The organism is Streptomyces atroolivaceus, from assembly GCF_000717025.1.
GTDB classification, from domain to species: Bacteria; Actinomycetota; Actinomycetes; order Streptomycetales; family Streptomycetaceae; genus Streptomyces; species Streptomyces atroolivaceus.
The window spans coordinates 146,722-165,699 of the sequence record NZ_JNXG01000004.1; the positions used below are offsets into that span (position 1 = coordinate 146,722).

17 protein-coding genes are annotated in these 18,978 nt (G+C 69.8%); 12 read left to right on the plus strand and 5 right to left on the minus strand.

Features of this window, described 5'->3' with window-relative positions; all coding sequences use genetic code 11:
• Positions 1–177 precede the first annotated feature (177 nt).
• Positions 178–846 (minus strand): TetR family transcriptional regulator, encoded by a 669-nt coding sequence (locus OO67_RS12210; RefSeq protein ID WP_033299688.1) that lies wholly within the window; start codon positions 844–846, stop codon positions 178–180.
• 115 nt (positions 847–961) lie between these two features.
• Here OO67_RS12210 and OO67_RS12215 point away from each other — a divergent pair, with 115 nt between their 5' ends.
• Both OO67_RS12215 and OO67_RS12220 read left to right on the plus strand, forming a co-directional pair.
• Positions 962–2,572 carry an MFS transporter gene (locus OO67_RS12215; RefSeq protein WP_033299689.1) on the plus strand — a complete coding sequence of 537 codons (1,611 nt, stop codon included), beginning with the start codon at positions 962–964 and terminating at the stop codon, positions 2,570–2,572.
• A gap of 208 nt (positions 2,573–2,780) precedes the next feature.
• Positions 2,781–3,200: a peptidase inhibitor family I36 protein gene (locus OO67_RS12220; RefSeq protein WP_033299691.1), complete on the plus strand. Its 420-nt coding sequence runs from the start codon at positions 2,781–2,783 to the stop codon at positions 3,198–3,200.
• A gap of 68 nt (positions 3,201–3,268) precedes the next feature.
• Here the strand turns inward: OO67_RS12220 and aceE are convergent, their stop codons facing one another.
• The gene (aceE, locus tag OO67_RS12225) at positions 3,269–6,010 is read right to left on the minus strand and encodes a pyruvate dehydrogenase (acetyl-transferring), homodimeric type (protein WP_033299692.1); all 2,742 of its coding nucleotides are present in this window, start codon (positions 6,008–6,010) and stop codon (positions 3,269–3,271) included.
• Positions 6,011–6,492: 482 nt separating this feature from the next.
• Between aceE and OO67_RS12230 the strand changes: the two genes are divergently transcribed.
• The 6 genes from OO67_RS12230 (at position 6,493) to OO67_RS12255 (ending at position 11,221) form a co-directional block, all read left to right on the plus strand.
• Positions 6,493–6,930, plus strand: coding sequence for a DUF3052 domain-containing protein (locus OO67_RS12230; protein ID WP_033299694.1), 438 nt, complete (start codon positions 6,493–6,495; stop codon positions 6,928–6,930).
• Between the two features lie 165 nt (positions 6,931–7,095).
• Complete coding sequence (locus OO67_RS12235) at positions 7,096–7,554, plus strand: peroxiredoxin (RefSeq protein WP_033299696.1); 459 nt, start codon at positions 7,096–7,098, stop codon at positions 7,552–7,554.
• Between the two features lie 246 nt (positions 7,555–7,800).
• Positions 7,801–8,376, plus strand: coding sequence for a TerD family protein (locus tag OO67_RS12240; RefSeq protein WP_033299698.1), 576 nt, complete (start codon positions 7,801–7,803; stop codon positions 8,374–8,376).
• 153 nt (positions 8,377–8,529) lie between these two features.
• Complete coding sequence (locus OO67_RS12245) at positions 8,530–9,105, plus strand: TerD family protein (protein ID WP_033299700.1); 576 nt, start codon at positions 8,530–8,532, stop codon at positions 9,103–9,105.
• Between the two features lie 69 nt (positions 9,106–9,174).
• Positions 9,175–10,323, plus strand: a complete 1,149-nt coding sequence (locus tag OO67_RS12250) for a DUF475 domain-containing protein (RefSeq protein WP_033299702.1) — start codon at positions 9,175–9,177, stop codon at positions 10,321–10,323.
• Positions 10,324–10,486: 163 nt separating this feature from the next.
• Complete coding sequence (locus OO67_RS12255; protein WP_033299704.1) at positions 10,487–11,221, plus strand: TerD family protein; 735 nt, start codon at positions 10,487–10,489, stop codon at positions 11,219–11,221.
• A 33-nt stretch (positions 11,222–11,254) separates the two neighbouring features.
• On the opposite strand, the gene OO67_RS12260 is transcribed toward OO67_RS12255, so the two are convergent.
• Entirely contained in the window at positions 11,255–12,148 is an 894-nt protein-coding gene (locus tag OO67_RS12260; protein ID WP_033299706.1) for a TerD family protein, read from the minus strand.
• Positions 12,149–12,360: 212 nt separating this feature from the next.
• Between OO67_RS12260 and OO67_RS12265 the strand changes: the two genes are divergently transcribed.
• The 4 genes from OO67_RS12265 (at position 12,361) to OO67_RS12280 (ending at position 17,813) form a co-directional block, all read left to right on the plus strand.
• Positions 12,361–13,521 (plus strand): HpcH/HpaI aldolase/citrate lyase family protein, encoded by a 1,161-nt coding sequence (locus tag OO67_RS12265; protein ID WP_033299708.1) that lies wholly within the window; start codon positions 12,361–12,363, stop codon positions 13,519–13,521.
• Between the two features lie 74 nt (positions 13,522–13,595).
• Positions 13,596–16,094: a phosphoribosyltransferase gene (locus OO67_RS12270; protein ID WP_033299710.1), complete on the plus strand. Its 2,499-nt coding sequence runs from the start codon at positions 13,596–13,598 to the stop codon at positions 16,092–16,094.
• Between the two features lie 158 nt (positions 16,095–16,252).
• Positions 16,253–17,095: an HAD family hydrolase gene (locus OO67_RS12275; RefSeq protein WP_033300003.1), complete on the plus strand. Its 843-nt coding sequence runs from the start codon at positions 16,253–16,255 to the stop codon at positions 17,093–17,095.
• 58 nt (positions 17,096–17,153) lie between these two features.
• Positions 17,154–17,813, plus strand: coding sequence for an O-methyltransferase (locus OO67_RS12280; protein WP_033299712.1), 660 nt, complete (start codon positions 17,154–17,156; stop codon positions 17,811–17,813).
• 75 nt (positions 17,814–17,888) lie between these two features.
• On the opposite strand, the gene OO67_RS12285 is transcribed toward OO67_RS12280, so the two are convergent.
• Both OO67_RS12285 and OO67_RS12290 read right to left on the minus strand, forming a co-directional pair.
• The gene (locus OO67_RS12285; RefSeq protein ID WP_033299714.1) at positions 17,889–18,110 is read right to left on the minus strand and encodes an FmdB family zinc ribbon protein; all 222 of its coding nucleotides are present in this window, start codon (positions 18,108–18,110) and stop codon (positions 17,889–17,891) included.
• Between the two features lie 9 nt (positions 18,111–18,119).
• Positions 18,120–18,725: a DUF4383 domain-containing protein gene (locus OO67_RS12290; protein ID WP_033299716.1), complete on the minus strand. Its 606-nt coding sequence runs from the start codon at positions 18,723–18,725 to the stop codon at positions 18,120–18,122.
• Positions 18,726–18,978 lie beyond the last annotated feature (253 nt).

The window sequence follows — 18,978 nt, forward strand, 5'->3', positions numbered from 1 at the left end:
ACCGCGGGGAATTGACCACCCGTCTCTTACGCTCCGTGTGCGCCGGCTTCACACACCGGTGCCCTCGGGGCCCCGCCGGATACGCGAGACGGCGGGAGCGGACGGGGCTTTGTGAGTTCGGCCATGCGCCACCGATGAGGGGTGCGGCACACGTGTGCGGTCCGCGTAAGGGTGTACCTACGCGGCACGCCAGCTGCCGGAGAGCGCAGGTCCGAGCTGGTCCAGGTGGAGTTCGGTCAGCTCCCGGAGCGCGTCCGCGCCCGCGTCGCTCCGCCGGCCCCAGAGCTGTCCGGTCAGCCGCATCACCCCGGAGAACGCGGCCACCGCGACCCGGGGGCGCGGATCGGCGTCCGGGTCGAGACCCTCACGCTCCGCGATCAGCAGAGCGGTCTGCTGCTGCAGGCCGATGTGGCGCCGCATGTGGGCGGCGTGCAGGGCGGGGGTCGATTCGATCATCCGGTAGACGCGCATCCGGAGTTCGGCCGTGACGTACTCGCCGTCGGCTTCGGGGGTGGCGTCCCAGGCCTTCAGAGCGGCCCGGCGCATCGCCTCGAAAGGGGCCTCCGCGGCGGGACGTCGACGCAGCTCCGCGAGGAAGCGCGCGTCCACCGCCTCCTGGGCGGCGAAGGCGACGGCCTCCTTGTTCGCGAAGTAGCGGAAGAAGGTGCGCTGGGAGACGTCGACGGCGTCGGCGATCTCGTCGACGGTGGTCCGGTCGTACCCCTGCGTGGTGAAGAAACCGAGGGCGGCGTGCAGGAGGGCCTCGCGGGTGCGCCGCTTCCTGCGCTCGCGCAACCCGCCCGGAGCCCCCTGCGCGGGCACCCCGGATGTCTGCGTGCGTGTCACGTACCGGACCTCTTCTCGCTGCTCTGCGCTGCTCAGCCTACCTGTGAGCTACGTGACAGTTACTGTCCCGTGAATTCGTTCGTCAACTGTCAGTGACTGACATAACGTCCTGTGCATGACTAGTCAGACCACTGTCGAGAAGGCGCCGCGGGAGCCTGAAGACACCCTTGCTCCCGCACCGGCGAAAGGGCTGCGCGGCCATCCCTGGCTGACGCTCTTCGCCGTCGCCATCGGCGTGATGATGGTGGCGCTCGACGGCACGATCGTCGCCATCGCCAACCCCGCCATCCAGCAGGACCTCGGCGCCTCGCTCGCCGACGTCCAGTGGATCACCAACGGCTACATGCTCGCCCTCGCGGTCTCCCTGATCACCGCCGGCAAGCTCGGAGACCGCTTCGGCCACCGCCAGACGTTCCTGATCGGCATCGCGGGCTTCGCCGCCGCCTCGGCCGCCATCGGTCTCTCCGACAGCGTCTCCCTGGTCATCTTCTTCCGGGTGCTGCAGGGCCTCTTCGGTGCCCTGCTGATGCCGGCGGCGCTCGGACTGCTGCGTGCCACCTTCCCCGCCGAGAAGCTGAACATGGCGATAGGCATCTGGGGCATGGTGATCGGCGCCTCGACCGCGGGCGGGCCCATCCTCGGCGGCGTGCTCGTGGAGCACGTCAGCTGGCAGTCCGTCTTCTTCATCAACGTGCCCGTCGGTGTCGTCGCGCTCCTCTTCGGCTTCGTGATCCTCAGGGACCACCGCGCCGAGAACGCGCCGAAGTCCTTCGACATCGGGGGCATCGTCCTGCTGTCGCAGGCGATGTTCTGCCTCGTCTGGTCACTGATCAAGGGCTCCGAGTGGGGCTGGGGCGACTGGAAGACGCTCGGATTCCTGGGCGCCGCCGTCGTCCTGTTCTTCGTGTTCGCGCTGTCCCAGAAGAACGTCCGCGAACCGCTGATCCCGCTGGCGATGTTCCGGTCCGTGCCGCTGTCGGCCGGTGTGGTCCTGATGGTGCTGATGGCGTTCGCCTTCATGGGCGGCCTCTTCTTCGTCACCTTCTACCTGCAGAACGTGCATGGCATGAGCCCGGTCGACAGCGGGCTGCACCTGCTGCCGCTCACCGGGATGATGATCGTCGGCTCTCCGCTCGCCGGCGCCGCGATCACCAGGTTCGGCCCGCGCGTGCCGCTGGTCGGCGGCATGGTGTCCGTCGCGATCGCCATGTTCGGCATGTCGCAGCTGACCATCGGCACCGGCACGCTGACCATGTCGCTCTGGTTCGCCCTGCTCGGCTTCGGCCTCGCGCCGGTCATGGTCGGCGCGACGGAGGTCATCGTGGGCAACGCCCCGATGGAGCTCTCCGGTGTCGCGGGCGGACTCCAGCAGGCCGCGATGCAGGTCGGCGGCAGCCTCGGTACGGCCGTCCTGGGCGCCGTCATGGCCGCCCAGGTCGACGCGAAGCTCGGTGACAACTGGAAGGCGGCCGATCTTCCGCCCGTCGACCCGGCGCAGCTGGACCAGGCATCCGCCGCCATCAAGGTCGGTATGCCACCGGTCGCCCCCGGCACCCCGCCGGAGATCACGGCGAAGATCACGGGTGTCGCCCATGACACGTTCGTGTCGGGGATGAGCTCGGCCTTCATGGTGGCGGGCATCGTCGCGGTGGTAGCCGCCCTCGTCGCCACACTCACCAAGCGCGGCACGAACGCCGAGGCCGGAATGGGCGCGGGTCACATCTGACCCCCTGGGGGACACCTGCCCACCCCGGGCAGGTGTCCCGGCCCGGCGTCAACACGGCGCATCCGACAGCCCCGCCGGACGGTTCCGGCGGGGCTGTCGCCTATCAGGGTGGTCCGCCCTCCCCGCCCTTCCCGGCCCGTACTCGCGCAGGTCAGAGTGCGGACATGGCGAGCCACCCGGCCCGCCCGACCACGGGGGTTGATCCACCATGCGCACGACCGTCCTCGCCGCCGCCCTGGCGGCCACCGCACTCGTCCCGGCCACGGCCCTGTCCTCAGGCGCCACGCCGGCCGCACACTCCGTCCAGGAGCGCGCCCGCAGCGCCCCGCAGGCCGCACCGGCAGGCCTCGCACCCTGCGGGGCGGGGCAGCTCTGCCTCTGGGCGAAGCCCGACTTCACCGGGGCCCGGCAGGCCCATGAGCTGTCCACCGTGGACATCGAGAGCTGCGTCCCCCTGCCGGCAGGCAGCCACGCCCAGTCGCTGGTCAACCGCACCGGGAGGCCCGTCACCACCTACCAGTCCGCCGAGTGCGCCGAGACCGGCGAATTCGAGACGTACCCCGGCGGTGGCACCTGGGTGCCCAGGTCGCCGTACACGGTCAGGGCCTTCAAGATCTGGGAGAACTGAGCGCCCGGCGACGCCGAAGGGCGGCGGACCCGGGGGCCCGCCGCCCTTCTTCAGGAACCGTGCGTCGCTTACGCGTCACCGCCGGCCGGACCGGGGCCGGCAGCGGCCACGTCCAGCAGCTCGTAACGGTCGAGCGCCGTCTTCAGAGCCGAACGGTCGACCTTGCCCTCCTTGGCCAGCTCGGTCAGCACCGCGAGCACGATCGACTGCGCGTCGATGTGGAAGAAGCGGCGGGCCGCCCCCCGGGTGTCGGCGAATCCGAAACCGTCCGCACCCAGCGACTGGTACGCGCCGGGCACCCAGCGCGAGATCTGGTCGGGCACGGAACGCATCCAGTCCGAGACCGCCACGAACGGGCCCTCGGAGCCGGACAGCTTCTGCGTCACATAGGGGACGCGCTGCTCCTCCTCCGGGTGGAGCAGGTTGTGACGCTCCACCTCCACGGCCTCACGGCGCAGCTCGTTCCAGGAGGTCGCCGACCAGACGTCCGCCTTGACGTCCCACTCCTCGGCGAGGATCCGCTGGGCCTCGACGGCCCACGGGACCGCCACGCCGGATGCCAGGATCTGGGCCGGGATCCGGCCCTTCTCGCCGCCCCGGTAGCGGTGCACGCCCTTGAGGATGCCCTCGACATCCACATCGGCGGGCTCGGCCGGGTGCTGGATCGGCTCGTTGTAGACGGTGAGGTAGTAGAAGACGTCCTCGTTCTCGTCGGGGGCCCCGCCGTACATCCGGCGCAGACCGTCCTTGACGATGTGCGCGATCTCGTACCCGAACGCCGGGTCGTAGGAGACGCAGGCGGGGTTCGTCGACGCGAGCAGCTGCGAGTGGCCGTCAGCGTGCTGCAGCCCCTCACCGGTCAGGGTCGTACGACCGGCGGTCGCACCCAGGACGAAACCGCGCGAGAGCTGGTCGGCCATCTGCCAGAACTGGTCACCGGTGCGCTGGAAACCGAACATCGAGTAGAAGACGTACACCGGGATGAGCGGCTCGCCGTGCGTGGCGTACGCCGAGCCGGCGGCGATCAGCGAGGCCGTGCAGCCGGCCTCGGAGATCCCGTCGTGCAGCATCTGGCCGGTCGGCGACTCCTTGTACGCGAGGAGGAGCTCGCGGTCCACGGATTCGTACTGCTGGCCGAGCGGGTTGTAGATCTTCGCACTCGGGAAGAACGCGTCCATGCCGAACGTGCGGTACTCGTCAGGGGCGATCAGTACGAAGCGCTTGCCGATCTCCTTGTCCCGCATGAGGTCCTTCAGGACACGGACGAACGCCATGGTCGTGGCGATCGACTGCTGACCCGAGCCCTTCTTCGCGGTCGCGTACGCCTTCTCGTCAGGGAGAGGCAGCGGCTTCGCACGCACCACGCGCGTCGGGACGTAACCGCCCAGACCCTTGCGGCGGTCGTGCATGTACTGGATCTCTTCCGAGTCGCGGCCCGGGTGGTAGTACGGCGGGTTGCCGTCCTCCAGCTGCTTGTCCGCGATCGGGATGTGCAGCCGGTCGCGGAAGCGCTTGAGGTCGTCGGCCGTGAGCTTCTTCATCTGGTGGGTCGCGTTGCGGCCCTCGAAGTTCGGTCCGAGGGTCCAGCCCTTGACCGTCTGCGCCAGGATCACGGTCGGCTGACCCTTGTGGGCCTTGGCCGCCGCGTACGCCGCGTAGACCTTCCGGTGGTCGTGACCGCCGCGCCCCAGGTGCAGGATCTGGTCGTCGGACATGTCCTTGACCATGTCGCGCAGCCGCGGGTCGTCACCGAAGAAGTGGTCCCTGATGTACGCCCCGGTCTCGGTGGCGTACGTCTGGAACTGGCCGTCCGGGGTGGTGTTCAGCTTGTTGACCAGGATGCCCGTGCGGTCCTGCGCGAGCAGCGGGTCCCAGGTGCGGTCCCAGACCAGCTTGATGACGTTCCAGCCGGCCCCGCGGAACTGTGACTCCAGCTCCTGGATGATCTTGCCGTTGCCGCGCACCGGGCCGTCGAGTCGCTGCAGGTTGCAGTTGACCACGAACGTGAGGTTGTCCAGGCCCTCACGGGCGGCGATGGAGAGCTGCCCGAGGGACTCCGGCTCGTCCATCTCTCCGTCGCCCAGATAGGCCCAGACGTGCGAGGCGGAGGTGTCGGCGATGCCGCGCGCCTCCATGTAGCGGTTCATCCGGGCCTGGTAGATCGCGCCGAGCGGGCCGAGGCCCATCGAGACGGTGGGGAACTCCCAGAAGTCCGGCATCGACCGCGGGTGCGGGTAGCTGGACAGCGCGTGCCCGGCCTTCGACTTCTCCTGGCGGAAACCGTCGAGCTGCGCCTCGCTGAGCCGGTCGAGCAGGAAGGCGCGGGCGTAGATCCCCGGGGACGCGTGTCCCTGGAAGAAGATCTGGTCGCCGCCCAGACCGTCGTCCTTGCCGCGGAAGAAGTGGTTGAAGCCGACGTCGTACAGCGAGGCGGAGGAGGCGAAGGTGGCGATGTGGCCGCCGACACCGATCCCGGGGCGCTGCGCGCGGGAGACCATCACCGCGGCGTTCCACCGGGTCGCGTTGAGGACCTTGCGCTCGATCTCCTCGTCGCCGGGGAAGAACGGCTCGTCCTTCGTGGCGATCGTGTTGATGTAGTCGGTGCTGCGCATCTCGGGCACGGCCACGCGCTTCTCGCGGGCGCGCTCGATGAGCCGGAGCATCAGGTAGCGGGCCCGCTCACGGCCGCGCTCGTCGACGGCGGCGTCGAGGGAGTCGAGCCATTCCTGGGTCTCTTCAGGATCGAAGTCCGGGACCTGGCTCGGAAGGCCGCCAATGATGATCGGGTTGCGATCGGATCCGGAAGCCACGCTGTTCCTTCGCTGTTCGGTGGTGCTCTTCGGGGCCTGGTTGCGGGGAACGTACCCCCGGGGTGGCTGCTGTAAGCCGCCTCCATCGTGTACCGCGAGGATCCAAACGTCATCTCTACTGTGGGGTAACACAAGGTTCCCGGACGCCGTGTCCGGGCACGAGCACCAGCAGCGGTTCGGGCGGCCCTGCCCAAACCGCAACCATACGCCCAACCCGTCCAAGCGTTCCCAAAGCCCGTTCGAATCCGAATGGCGGAGCGAAACGGCATAAGCTGAGGAAGGACGTAAAGGGTCCGGACACCATTTCCGGCCCCGCAGGAGACATGCCGGACGTTGCGGCGACGTGGCAGGGAACGTCACCGTTTAGGCGGTCTCGTACGCCGGGTACTTGCGCGATTCGCCGAGCCCGTGTGGACTACGGCCAACGCCCCGCGCACGCGCGTGGCTGCAGCATTTTCCGAAACATGATCAGGAGGCAACCCGTGAGCGCGACCGCGGACCACGCGGAGGAACGGACCAACACGGCCGCGAGGCTTGGGTTCGAACCCGGACAGGTGGTCCAGGAGATCGGCTACGACGACGACGTCGAGCAGGAGCTCCGTGAGGGCATTGAGGCCACAATCGGCCAGGAACTCGTCGACGAGGACTACGACGACGTCGCCGACGTCGTCCTGCTCTGGTTCCGTGACGAGGACGGCGACCTTACGGACGCGCTGGTGGATGCCATTGGTCTGATCGAGGACGGTGGGGCGGTCTGGCTGATGACGCCCAAGACCGGCCGAGACGGATACGTCGAGCCGAGCGACATCAACGAGGCTGCCCAGACAGCTGGTCTTGCCCAGACCAAGAGCATCAGCGCGGGCAAGGACTGGACGGGCAGCCGTCTGGTCACCCCCAAGGGGGCCAAGGCCAAGCGCTGAGAGCTCTTTCATCACCCGAGGCCCCCGACGGCAGCCCGCCGCCGGGGGCCTTCGTACGTGCCCGGCGGGCCTCCCCGGGCCCGCCGGGGGACGCTGCGTAGGGTGGGTGTCACCCGGACGGCCCAGGCCGGGGAAGTATGACGTTTGCGAAGGGATGCGTTTTACATGGCGATCGAGGTCGGCACGCAGGCTCCGGATTTCGAGCTGAAGGACAACCACGGGCGGACCGTGAAGCTCTCCGGCTTCCGTGGTGAGAAGAACGTGGTGCTGCTCTTCTACCCCTTCGCCTTCACCGGTGTCTGCACGGGCGAGCTGTGCGCGCTCCGCGACGAGCTGCCGAAGTTCGAGAACGACGACACCCAGCTGCTCGCCGTCTCCAACGACTCGATCCACACCCTGCGCGTCTTCGCCGAGCAGGAGGGCCTCGAGTACCCGCTGCTCTCCGACTTCTGGCCGCACGGCGAGACCTCGCGGGCGTACGGGGTGTTCGACGAGGAGAAGGGCTGCGCGGTGCGCGGAACCTTCATCATCGACAAGGAGGGCGTGGTCCGCTGGACCGTCGTCAACGGCCTGCCGGACGCACGTGACCTGAACGACTACATCAAGGCGCTCGACTCGATCTGATCCGGGTAGGTTCCCGGGACCGGCGCCCCGCGCGGGGTCCGGGAGTCCGCGATGTGGCGGATCCGGGACCCGGGATGTACGGGATCCGGGTTTGCGACCCACCGGATCCGGGGATCTCCTGGCGGCGACCGGCCAAAAGCCTGTTTTGGCCGGGAACCGGTCACTAGGATCCAGTCGTTGATCCTATGCCAACGCACGACGGGGGCGCTGGTGTCTGCCGGCCCTCGCAACACTTTTGGAGGACTCGTGGGAGTCAGCCTCAGCAAGGGCGGCAACGTCTCGCTGACCAAGGCCGCGCCGAACCTGACCGCGGTCATCGTCGGTCTGGGCTGGGATGCCCGGACGACCACCGGCGGTGACTTCGACCTCGACGCCAGCGCTCTGCTGACGAACGCCGAGGGCAAGGTCGGCGGCGACGGTAATTTCGTCTTCTTCAACAACCTCAAGAGCCCCGACGGCTCCGTCGAGCACACCGGGGACAACCTCACCGGTGAGGGCGAGGGCGACGACGAGGTCATCAAGGTCAACCTGGCCGGTGTCCCGGCCGACGTCGACAAGATCGTCTTCCCGGTCTCGATCTACGAGGCCGAGAGCCGTCAGCAGAGCTTCGGTCAGGTGCGCAACGCGTACATCCGCGTGGTGAACCAGGCGGACAACACCGAGCTCGCCCGCTACGACCTCAGCGAGGACGCCTCGACGGAGACCGCGATGGTCTTCGGCGAGCTCTACCGCAACGGCGCGGAGTGGAAGTTCCGCGCCATCGGTCAGGGGTACGCCTCGGGTCTGCGCGGCATCGCGCAGGACTTCGGCGTCAACGTCTGAGCCGGTCCGGAGGATCATCCGGACACCACCAGCTCCATCCGCGTCCGGCGCCGCACCACGTGCGGCGCCGGACGCGCTCGGCAGGGCGCCCCCGCGTCCGGAGGCGCCCGTGCCGGGCCGGCAGACCGTCCACAGACTCGGGGAGGACACACCATGGGCGTCACGCTCGCCAAGGGAGGCAACGTCTCCCTCTCCAAGGCCGCACCCAATCTCACTCAGGTGCTGGTCGGGCTCGGCTGGGACGCACGATCCACGACGGGGGCCGACTTCGACCTCGACGCCAGCGCACTGCTGTGCCAGTCGGGCCGCATCCTCGGCGACGAGTGGTTCGTGTTCTACAACAACCTCACCAGCCCCGACGGTTCCGTCGAGCACACCGGGGACAACCTCACGGGTGAGGGCGACGGCGACGACGAGTCCGTCATCGTGAACCTGACGCAGGTGCCGGCGCACTGCGACAAGATTGTTTTCCCGGTCTCGATCCATGAAGCCGACAATCGAGGGCAGACCTTCGGACAGGTCAGCAATGCCTTCATCCGCGTGGTGAACCAGGCGGACGGTCAGGAGCTGGCGCGGTACGACCTCAGCGAGGACGCGTCGACGGAGACGGCGATGATCTTCGGTGAGCTGTACCGATATGGCGGGGAGTGGAAATTCCGTGCAGTCGGACAGGGGTACGCGTCCGGGCTTCGTGGCATCGCTCTAGACTTCGGGGTCAACGTTTCATAAAGCCGCGCACGGCGCGGGGGAGCCCCGTACTCACCGGGGGAGACCCTTACACACATGATGGGGTAGCCAGTGGTTCTGAAAACCTTCGGCTGGTCGTTCGCGGTTACCGCGCTCGGTCTGGTCGCAGCGGTGTTCTACGGGGGGTGGCAGGCTTTCGGCATCGTCGCGATCCTGTCGATCCTGGAGATCTCGCTGTCCTTCGACAACGCGGTGATCAACGCCGGAATCCTGAAGAAGATGAGCGCCTTCTGGCAGAAGATCTTCCTCACCATCGGCATCCTCATCGCGGTCTTCGGTATGCGACTGGTCTTCCCCGTCGTGATCGTGGCCATCAGTGCCCAGCTCGGCCCCATCGAGGCCATCGACCTCTCCTTCAACGACCCCGATCGCTACAAGGAACTGGTGACGGACGCCCATCCGTCCATCGCGGCCTTCGGTGGCATGTTCCTGCTCATGATCTTCCTCGACTTCATCTTCGAGGACCGTGACATCAAGTGGCTCGGCTGGCTGGAGCGTCCCCTCGCCAAGCTCGGCAAGGTCGACATGCTGTCGGTCTGCGTCGCCCTCATCATCCTGATGATCACCGCCATGACCTTCGCGACCCAGGCCCACCAGCACGGTGGCGGGCACGCGAACAAGGCGGAGACGGTCATGCTCTCCGGTATCGCCGGTCTGATCACCTACCTCGTCGTCGGCGGTCTCTCCGGATTCTTCGAGAAGAAGCTCGAGGACGAGGAGGAGCGCGAACACGAGGCCGAGGAAGAGGCCAGGAAGGCCGGCAAGCCGGTCTCCGGTGTCGTCCTGGCGGGCAAGGCCGCGTTCTTCATGTTCCTCTACCTCGAGGTCCTCGACGCGTCCTTCTCGTTCGACGGCGTCATCGGTGCCTTCGCCATCACCAACGAGATCGTGCTGATGGCCCTCGGCCTCGGTATCGGCGCCATGTACGTCCGTTCGCTCACCGTGTACCTGGTCCGCCAGGGCACGCTCGACGACTACGTCTACCTGGAGCACGGCGCGCACTACGCGATCGGCGCCCTCGCGGTCATCCTGCTCGTCACCATCCAGCACGAGATCAACGAGCTCATCACCGGTTCCGTCGGGGTCATTCTGATCGGCTGGTCCTTCTGGTCCTCCGTGCGCCGCAACAAGCGGCTCGCGGCGGCCGGCGGCGACGACGGCGGCTCCGGTCCGAAGGCGGAAGTCTCCTCCGGGGTGTGACCCGGTAGGGATTGAGGAACGCTCTCTCTGCGGGGCGGCCAACGGCGGCGGTTCTCCGGGAACACCCGGACCCGGCCCGGTGGCCGCCCCGCAGCGGCGTGTGGGGCGTGTGGACCGTACAGACGGGGCCGGACGGTACTTACCGATATGAGTGGGGGTTGGGATGGCCTTCTGGGACGGCCTTTTTCCGCGGCGGGCGGCGCAGTTCGAGTCGGGTAACTCCGCGACGAACTCGATCGTGCTCTCCAAGCGCAATGCCACGGTCTCGCTCAACAAGCAGGGCGCGCTGACGGGCAACCTGCGCGTCAACCTGTCGTGGCGGATGCGGACGTCGGACTTCGGCGGCAGGTCGCGGCAGAGCGGACGGCTGCTGCGTCCGCTGAAGCTCTTCAAGCCCGATGTCGTCCAGGCGCACACCCAGGGCATGGTCAACGTGGACCTGGACCTGGGCTGCATGTACGAACTGATGGACGGTACGAAGGGGGTGGTGCAGCCCCTGGGCAACTTCATCGGCGACCTGAACGCGGCGCCGTACGTCAGGCTGAGCGGCGACGACCGCTTCGGGGCACCGTCGGGCGAGACCGTCTACGTGAACCTCGACAAGCGCGACGAGATCAAGCGCCTGCTGTTCTTCGTGTACATCTACGACCAGACGCCGGCCTTCGACCGTACGCACGCCAAGGTGACGCTCTATCCGGGCAACGGCCCGCGCATCGAGATCGAGCTGGACGAACGGGCCCCGCAGGCCCGCTCCTGCGCGGTGTTCACGGTGGAGAACGTCAAGGGCGAGCTGATCGTGCGGCGCGAGGTGAAGTTCGTGTACGGCTTCCAGTCGGAGCTGGACCGGATGTACGGCTTCGGCATGCAGTGGGGACGCGGCTACAAGACGCGGGCCTGAGTGAGCACCGCCAGGGGTGTGCGCACCTCCGGTTCACGACCGGAGGAACTGCGGACCCTGCGGGGGCAGCACGAAATTCGGGTCGGCCGCATGGGCCGCCGCCGCGGCGGGCTGGGGATAGCCGTACGCCGGCTGCGCCGCGGGGGGCTGCGGGTAGCCGTATGCGGGCTGGGGCGCAGCGGTGGGCGGCTGCGGGTAGCCGTAGGCCGGCTGGGGCGCCACAGGGGGCTGTGGGTACCCGTAAGCGGGCTGCTGGTGCTGGACCGTGGCCTGGGAGTCGGCGGCGGACGCGGCTGGCTCCGGCGCCGGCGGGAACGACGCGGACGTCTCGCCGGCGCCGGGCACGGCCGCCGGGCCGGCTTCGGAGGCCGCCTCGGCCTCGTCCACCGAGATCCCGAAGGCGGTGGCCAGTCCGACGAGGCCCGTCGGGTACCCCTGCCCCACCGCCCGGAACTTCCAGCCGTCGCCGCGCCGGTACAGCTCGCCGCAGATGACGGCGGTCTCCTCACCGGTCTCCGCCCGCACGTCGAACACCGCGAGCGGCTCCCCGTCGGCGGATGCCGCGTCGTACAGCGATATCCGCAGGTCCGTCACGCGTTCGAACGCGGCCTCGTCGCAGGACGCGGCGATGACCACCTGGTCCACGGAGGGGTCGAGCGAGGAGAGATCCGCCTCGATCGTGTCGGTGAGCCCTTCGGGGGAGCTGCGCTTGGGCAGGCGCCGTACGAGACCCGACGGATGCCGCGGCTGGTTGTAGAAGACGAAGTCCTCGTCGGAGCGCACCCGGCCGGAGGGGTCGATCAGCAGGGCGGAGGCGTCCACATCCGGGACCCCGGCGCCCGGGGTCCAGCGCAGCACGGCCCGTACGGCCATGGCGTCGAGAGGGACGTTCGAGCCCTTCAGCATCGCGTGCGTCATGTCGGTCATCCTGCCTGCTGGTGGGGCGTCCGGACAACGCGGGGGTGCGAACCAGTAGGCCAGCCCCTGCCGGCGAGGAGCTCGCAGGCGCGCCGCGCGGGGTGTGAGAAATGCCCGGGACACCCGAAGTTCATATGGGTGGGGAACCCGCGACACCTGTCCGAACGTACTATTACCGGCCATACGTTTATCCGGTCTCTATGGCAGTACGGGGGAATCACATGCGTCATTTCGGGCACATCTCGCCCGCTGTCCGGGAGGGGCTGTTCTTCAGGGAGCCCTGCGAATTCGACCCGGGTTCCTCCTCCCGGGTGCTGTCAGCGGCGCTGGGCGCCACGCTGTACAGCCCCGCGACCCGGCCGCGGCTGGCCGACGACGTGATCAAGCAGAGCGGGCAGGGCGTCGTCTCCATGGTGCTCTGCCTGGAGGATTCCATCGACGACGCCGAAGTCGTCGGCGCCGAGGCCAACCTCGTCCGGCAATTCGCCGATCTCGAGGCGCGGGGCACCGAGGTGCCGCTGCTCTTCGTGAGGGTCCGTGAACCGGAGCAGATCTCCGACCTCGTACGGCGGCTGGGCAGCTCCGTCCGATTGTTGTCCGGATTCGTACTTCCCAAATTCACGGAAGAGCGGGGAGAGCTCTTCCTGGAGGCCCTCACCGCGGCGGAGGCCGAGAGCGGGCACCGGCTGTTCGCCATGCCCGTCCTCGAATCACCCGAGCTGCTCCACCTGGAGACCCGGGGCGAGACACTCCGGGGAATCGCCCGCACCGTCGACAAGTACCGCGGACGTGTCCTCGCGCTGCGGCTCGGTGTCACCGACTTCTGCTCCGCCTACGGTCTGCGCCGGGCGCCCGACATGACCGCCTACGACGTCCAGATCGTCGGAGCCGTCATCGGTGACGTCGTCAACGTGCTGGGCCGTGCGGACGGCACCGGATTCACCATCACCGGGCCCGTGTGGGAGTACTTCCGCCTCCAGGAGCGCATGTTCAAGCCCCAGCTGCGCCGCAGCCCCTTCATGGGGCAGGCCGAGGAACTGCGCACCACGCTCATCGAGCACGACCTCGACGGGCTGCTGCGCGAGATCGAACTCGACCGGGCCAACGGGCTGCTCGGCAAGACCTGCATCCATCCGTCGCACGTCCTGCCCGTGCACGCGCTCTCGGTCGTCAGCCACGAGGAGTACAGCGACGCGCAGGACATCCTGCGGCCCGAGCGGGGCGGTGGCGGGGTGCTGCGCTCCGCGTACACGAACAAGATGAACGAGGTGAAGCCGCACCGCGCCTGGGCCGAGCGGACCCTGGAGCGGGCCGAGGTCTTCGGCGTGGCACGCGAGGACGTCGGCTTCGTGGAGCTCCTGGCCGCGGGGCTGGCGAGGTGAGCGCGGACACGGGCGAGCACGGGCCGGCGGGCGAGCACAGGCGAGCACACGAGCGCATACGGGAAGAAGAGGCAGTGGACGTTGAGTGGTCGGGTAACTGGGTCGCGGGGCGGCTCGGGATCGAGCTCGTCGGCGACGGGGAACTCCGGGAGCTGCTGGGCCTCGCCCTGCGCAGGAACCCGAAGCGGGCCCATCTGCTCGTCTCGAACGTCCTGGGCAAGCACGTGCCGCAGCGGCCGTCCGTCGTCCACGGCGTGGGCTACGAGCTCGGCGAACGGGTACGGAACCTGCTGGGTGAGGCGGAGGCCGGCCGTGCCGTCGTCCTCGGGTACGCGGAGACGGCGACGGGCCTCGGCCACGCCGTCGCGGACGGGCTCGGGGTGGCTCCGTACCTCCACTCGACCCGGCGGCCCGTCGCCGGCGTCGCACAGGCGGGCGGCTTCGAGGAGGCGCACTCGCACGCCACCTCGCATCTGCTGCTGCCCGAGGACCCGGACCTGCTGAACGCCGCCGCGGACGGCTCGCCCCTGGTCCTGGTCGACGACGAGTTCTCCACCGGCAACACCGTCCTCAACACCATCCGGGCCCTCCACGCGCGCTACCCCAGGGACCGGTACGTCATCGTCGCCCTGGTGGACATGCGGTCCGAGGCCGACCAGGGGCGTCTCACCGAATTCGCCGAAGAGATCGGCGCCCGCGTCGACCTCGTGGTCCGGGCCCGTGGCACCGTGCGCCTGCCGGACGGAGTCCTGGAGAAGGGCCGGAGCCTGGTGGCCCGGCACGACGCGCAGGACGCGGGCCTGGCGGGCGACGCGGCCGGCGAGCCCCCCGCGCCGTCACGGCCCGTCCCCGTACGCGTGGCCCTCGACTGGCCCGCCGGCGTGCCCGACGGCGGACGCCACGGCTTCACCCCCGTGCACCGTGCGGCCCTGGAAGCCGCCCTGCCGGCCATGGGCGCCCGCATCGCCGACGCCCTGGGCGATGCCCGCAGAGTGCTCGTCCTCGGCTTCGAGGAGCTGATGTACGCGCCCCTGCGGCTCGCCACCGCCCTGGAGGAGAGCACCACGGCCGAGGTGCGGTACTCCACCACCACCCGCTCGCCCGTGCTCGCCGTCGACGACCCCGGCTACGCGATACGCAGCCGCCTCGTCTTCCCCGCCCACGACGACCCCGCCGACGGGCCGGGCGACCGGTACGCCTACAACGTCGCGGGCGCGGGCTTCGACGCCGTCGTCGCCGTCGTCGACTCCACCGCCGACACCCCCGCGCTGCACGCCCCCGACGGGCTGCTGGCCAGGCTCGCCGGGCACACGGACCAGGTACTGCTCGCGGTCGTCCCCTCGTACGTCCCGCCGGCAGCGTCCGACAGGGGCGTCCCGACGTCCTCCGACAGGGCCGTGCCGACGGCCTCCCACAGGCAGGAAGCCGCCATGCTGCCCGAACCCCTCCGGGGCCCCGCCTTCTCCTCCTACGCGGCGGACGACGTCGGCTGGCTGCTCCAGGACCTCTCGGACACGCCCCTGGAGGCACCCACCGAGGAGCGCGAGGAGGCGATCCAGAGCGGCGGCGCCCACTACGCCGAATCGCTGCCCGTCGAGTACCAGCCCAGCCCCCAGTACCAGGAACTGTTCAAGACCGCCCTGGACACCTCGGCGGCCCGTATCGCCCGGGCCGTCGGCACCGTCACCGAGACCGTCCTCGCCGAAAGGGGGCCTCGCCCCGTCCTGGTCTCCCTCGCCCGGGCCGGCACGCCGGTCGGGGTCCTCATGCGCCGGTGGGCGCAGCGCCGGCACGGCCTCGACCTGCCGCACTACGCCGTCTCGATCGTCCGGGGCCGCGGCATCGACGCCAACGCCCTGCGCTGGCTCGCCGCCCACCACGACCCCGCGGACGTCGTCTTCGTCGACGGCTGGACCGGGAAGGGCGCCATCACCCGCGAACTCGCCGTGGCCCTGGAGGAGTTCGACGGGTTCAACCCGGAGATCGCCGTCCTGGCCGACCCGGGCGGCTGCGTACGGACGTACGGGACGCGCGAGGACTTCCTCATCCCGTCCGCCTGCCTCAACTCCACGGTGTCCGGGCTGATCTCCCGCACGGTCCTGCGCTCCGACCTGGTCGGCCCGCACGACTTCCACGGCGCGAAGTTCTACCGCGAACTCGCGGACTCCGATGTGTCAGGTCCGTTCCTCGACACGGTCGCCGCCCGCTTCGACGAGGTCGCCGACGCCGTGGACGCCGAGGCGAAGGAACTGCTCGCCGCGGACCGCGCGCCGACCTGGGAGGGCTGGGCCGCCGTCGAACGCATCAGTGAGGAGTACGGCATCCACGACGTGAACCTGGTCAAGCCCGGCGTCGGCGAGACGACCCGGGTGCTGCTGCGCCGTGTTCCCTGGAAGATCCTGGCCGAGCGCGGGGCCGGGGCCGACCTCGACCACGTGCGGCTGCTCGCCGAGCAGCGCGGCGTCCCGGTCGAGGAGGTCGAGGGCCTCCCGTACACCTGCGTAGGGCTGATCCACCCCAAGTACACCCGCGGCGCCACCGGCGCGGACGGCACGGCGGTGACTGCCCGGTGAGCGAGACCCTGAGCACGCCCGAGAACGCCCCCGAGAAGGTGTCCGTGAACGCGCCCCTGGACGGTCCCGTGCCCGAGGGCTCGGGCGACCTCATGAACCCGCCCGCGAACGGCCCGGGCCCGGTGCACCCGCCCGCGGACGGCCTCGCGGACGGCCCGGTGCACCCGCCCGCGGACGCCCCCGTGACGCTGGTGGCCAGCGACCTGGACCGCACCCTCATCTACTCGGCGGCGTCCCTTCAGCTGACCATGCCGGACGAGCAGGCCCCGCGCCTGCTCTGCGTGGAGGTGTACGGCCGGGCGCCGCTCTGCTACATGACGGAGACGGCCGCCGCACTGCTCGACGAACTGGCCCGCACCACGGTCTTCGTGCCGACCACCACCCGCACCCGGGAGCAGTACGCGCGCATCCACCTCCCCGGCCCCGCCCCCCGTTACGCCATCTGCGCCAACGGCGGGCACATCCTGGTCGACGGCGTCTCCGACCCCGGCTGGCAGGACCACGTGGCCCGCCGCATCGACGACGAGTGCGCGTCCCTCGCCGAGGTCCAGGCCCACCTCCGGGCCGCGGCCGACCCGTCGTGGCTGCTCAAGGAACGGGTCGCCGAAGACCTCTTCGCCTACCTCGTCGTGGACCGCGGGGCCCTCCCCGAGGGCTGGGTGAAGGAGCTGACCGCCTGGGCGGACCCCCGGGGCTGGACCGTCTCCCTGCAGGGCCGCAAGATCTACGCCGTACCCAAGCCGCTCACCAAGAGCGCCGCGATGCACGAGGTGGCCCGCCGTTCCGGCGCCACGCTGACGCTCGCGGCCGGTGACTCGCTCCTGGACGCCGACCTGCTGCTCGCCGCCGACCAGGCGTGGCGCCCGGGCCACGGCGAACTCGCCGACTGCGGATGGGGCGCGCCCAACACCGAGGTGCTCAGGGAGCGGGGCGGCGCGGCGGGCGAGGAGATCCTGCGCCGGTTCCTCCGCGCCGCCGACCGCCGGCGGGCGGGTCGCTGAGCGGACGCGGGCGATCTTGGGCAAGCTGGTCGGGCCGCCGCGAACGGAGGAGAGGCGCATGACCAAAGGCAACGACACCGAGATCACGGACGAGCTGTACGCGTACGCGCTGGCTCACAACCCCCCGCTGGACGTCGTGCAGCGCGAACTCGTGGAGACCACGTACGCCGAGCTGCCCGACCAGGCGGGCATGCAGTCCGCCCAGGAGCAGGGGCCGCTGCTCGCCTTCCTCGTCCGGCTGACGGGCGCCCGGCACATCGTGGAGGTCGGCACCTTCACGGGCTTCTCGGCCCTTTCGATGGCCCAGGCACTGCCCGCGGACGGGGTGCTGATCGCGTGCGACATCTCCGAGGAGTGGACGGCGTACGGCCGGGAGGCGTGGCAGAAGGCGGGCGTCGCCGACCGGATCGACCTGCGGCTCGCGCCCGCGCTGGAGACCCTGCGCGCGATGCCGGCCGAGCCACACGTCGACATGGCCTACCTGGACGCTGACAAGGGCAACTACATCGCGTACTGGGAGGAGCTCGTCCCGAGAATGCGCCCCGGCGGGCTCGTCGTCACCGACAACGTCCTCTTCCACGGACGCGTCACCGACCCGCTCGCCACCGGGGACGCGGCCGCCATCAGGGGTTTCAACGACCACGTGGCCGCCGACGACCGGATGGACAGCGTGCTGCTGACCGTGGCGGACGGGCTGACGCTCTCGCGCAGGAAGTAGCTGACGCTCGCGCGGGGGGACGTGGCAGGGTCCCCGGGGTCAGCCGCAGCACCCGCCCGCGGGGGCCCCGGGGTGTCAGCCGCAGCAGCCGCCGCCACAGCAGCCGCCGCCTCCGCCGCCCGACTGGGGGGCGGGAGCCGCGGAAGGGGCCGAGCCGCCCACCGCCACGGTGGAGAGCAGCTTCACGGTGTCCTCGTGCCCGGCGGGGCAGGAGGCGGGGTCGGACGACTCGGCCATCGGGCGGCTGAGCTCGAACGTCTCGCCGCAGGGGCGGCAGCGGTACTCGTAACGAGGCATGGCCCCAGATTAGAGCCTCTTTCCCTTCGCGACCTCGGGCATCGGGGCGCGAGGCCGGCGTTCCTCCCTGGCGACCTGCTCGGGGTGGCGGGCTCGCCAGTACGGATTGTCGTGAGGCAGGCCGCCACTGACCCTCCCGTACATGCCGAACATCATCAGCAGCAGCCCGACCACGAAGCTGAACAGCACGTTCTGCATGCGGAAGGCCAGGAAGTTCATGCTGCTGTCCAGCAGGGCCAGATTCACGAAGCCGCTGAGGATGAAGGCGATGCCCAGCACCATGTTCAGGGTCGAGGCGAAGTTCCCGCCCACGACCATGCCGACGAAGAGCAGCAGGCCCACGCAGATGGACAGGATGCTCAGCGCACCGTTGGTGTTCAGGCCCGCCACCGTGTCGCCGCCGGTGTCGAAGAAGCCGATACGGTCGATGAGCCCCAGGATGCCGAAGGCGAGGAGCAGCAGACCCATCAGGCCGGCCCCCACCCGGTAGAACCGGCTGAGGCTGTGGTCGACGGGCAGGTGCTCGTCGAGGCGGGTCGCCTTGCGGCGGGCGGACCTGCCGCGGGCGGGCTCGCCCTCGCGCCGGCGCGAGGGGTGCAGGACGTGTGTGGCCATGACGGCCTCCTTCGGCCGCGTGCGGGCCAGGGACGCCTCAGCGGAAGCCGCTGCGTACCTCCAGGATCGGCCCACCGGCTGCCGGGGACAAATCAGCCGTTGCCGGTGAGGCCGGCCGGTCGGTCACGAGGCGTCCAGGGGCGTCCGGGCGGAGCGGCCGCGGATCATCGGTGACGGGGCCGTCCCCGGCTCGCCCGGGTCGCCCGCAGGCTCGCCCGCCCGGGTCGTCCGCAGGCTCGCCCGCCATGGGTCA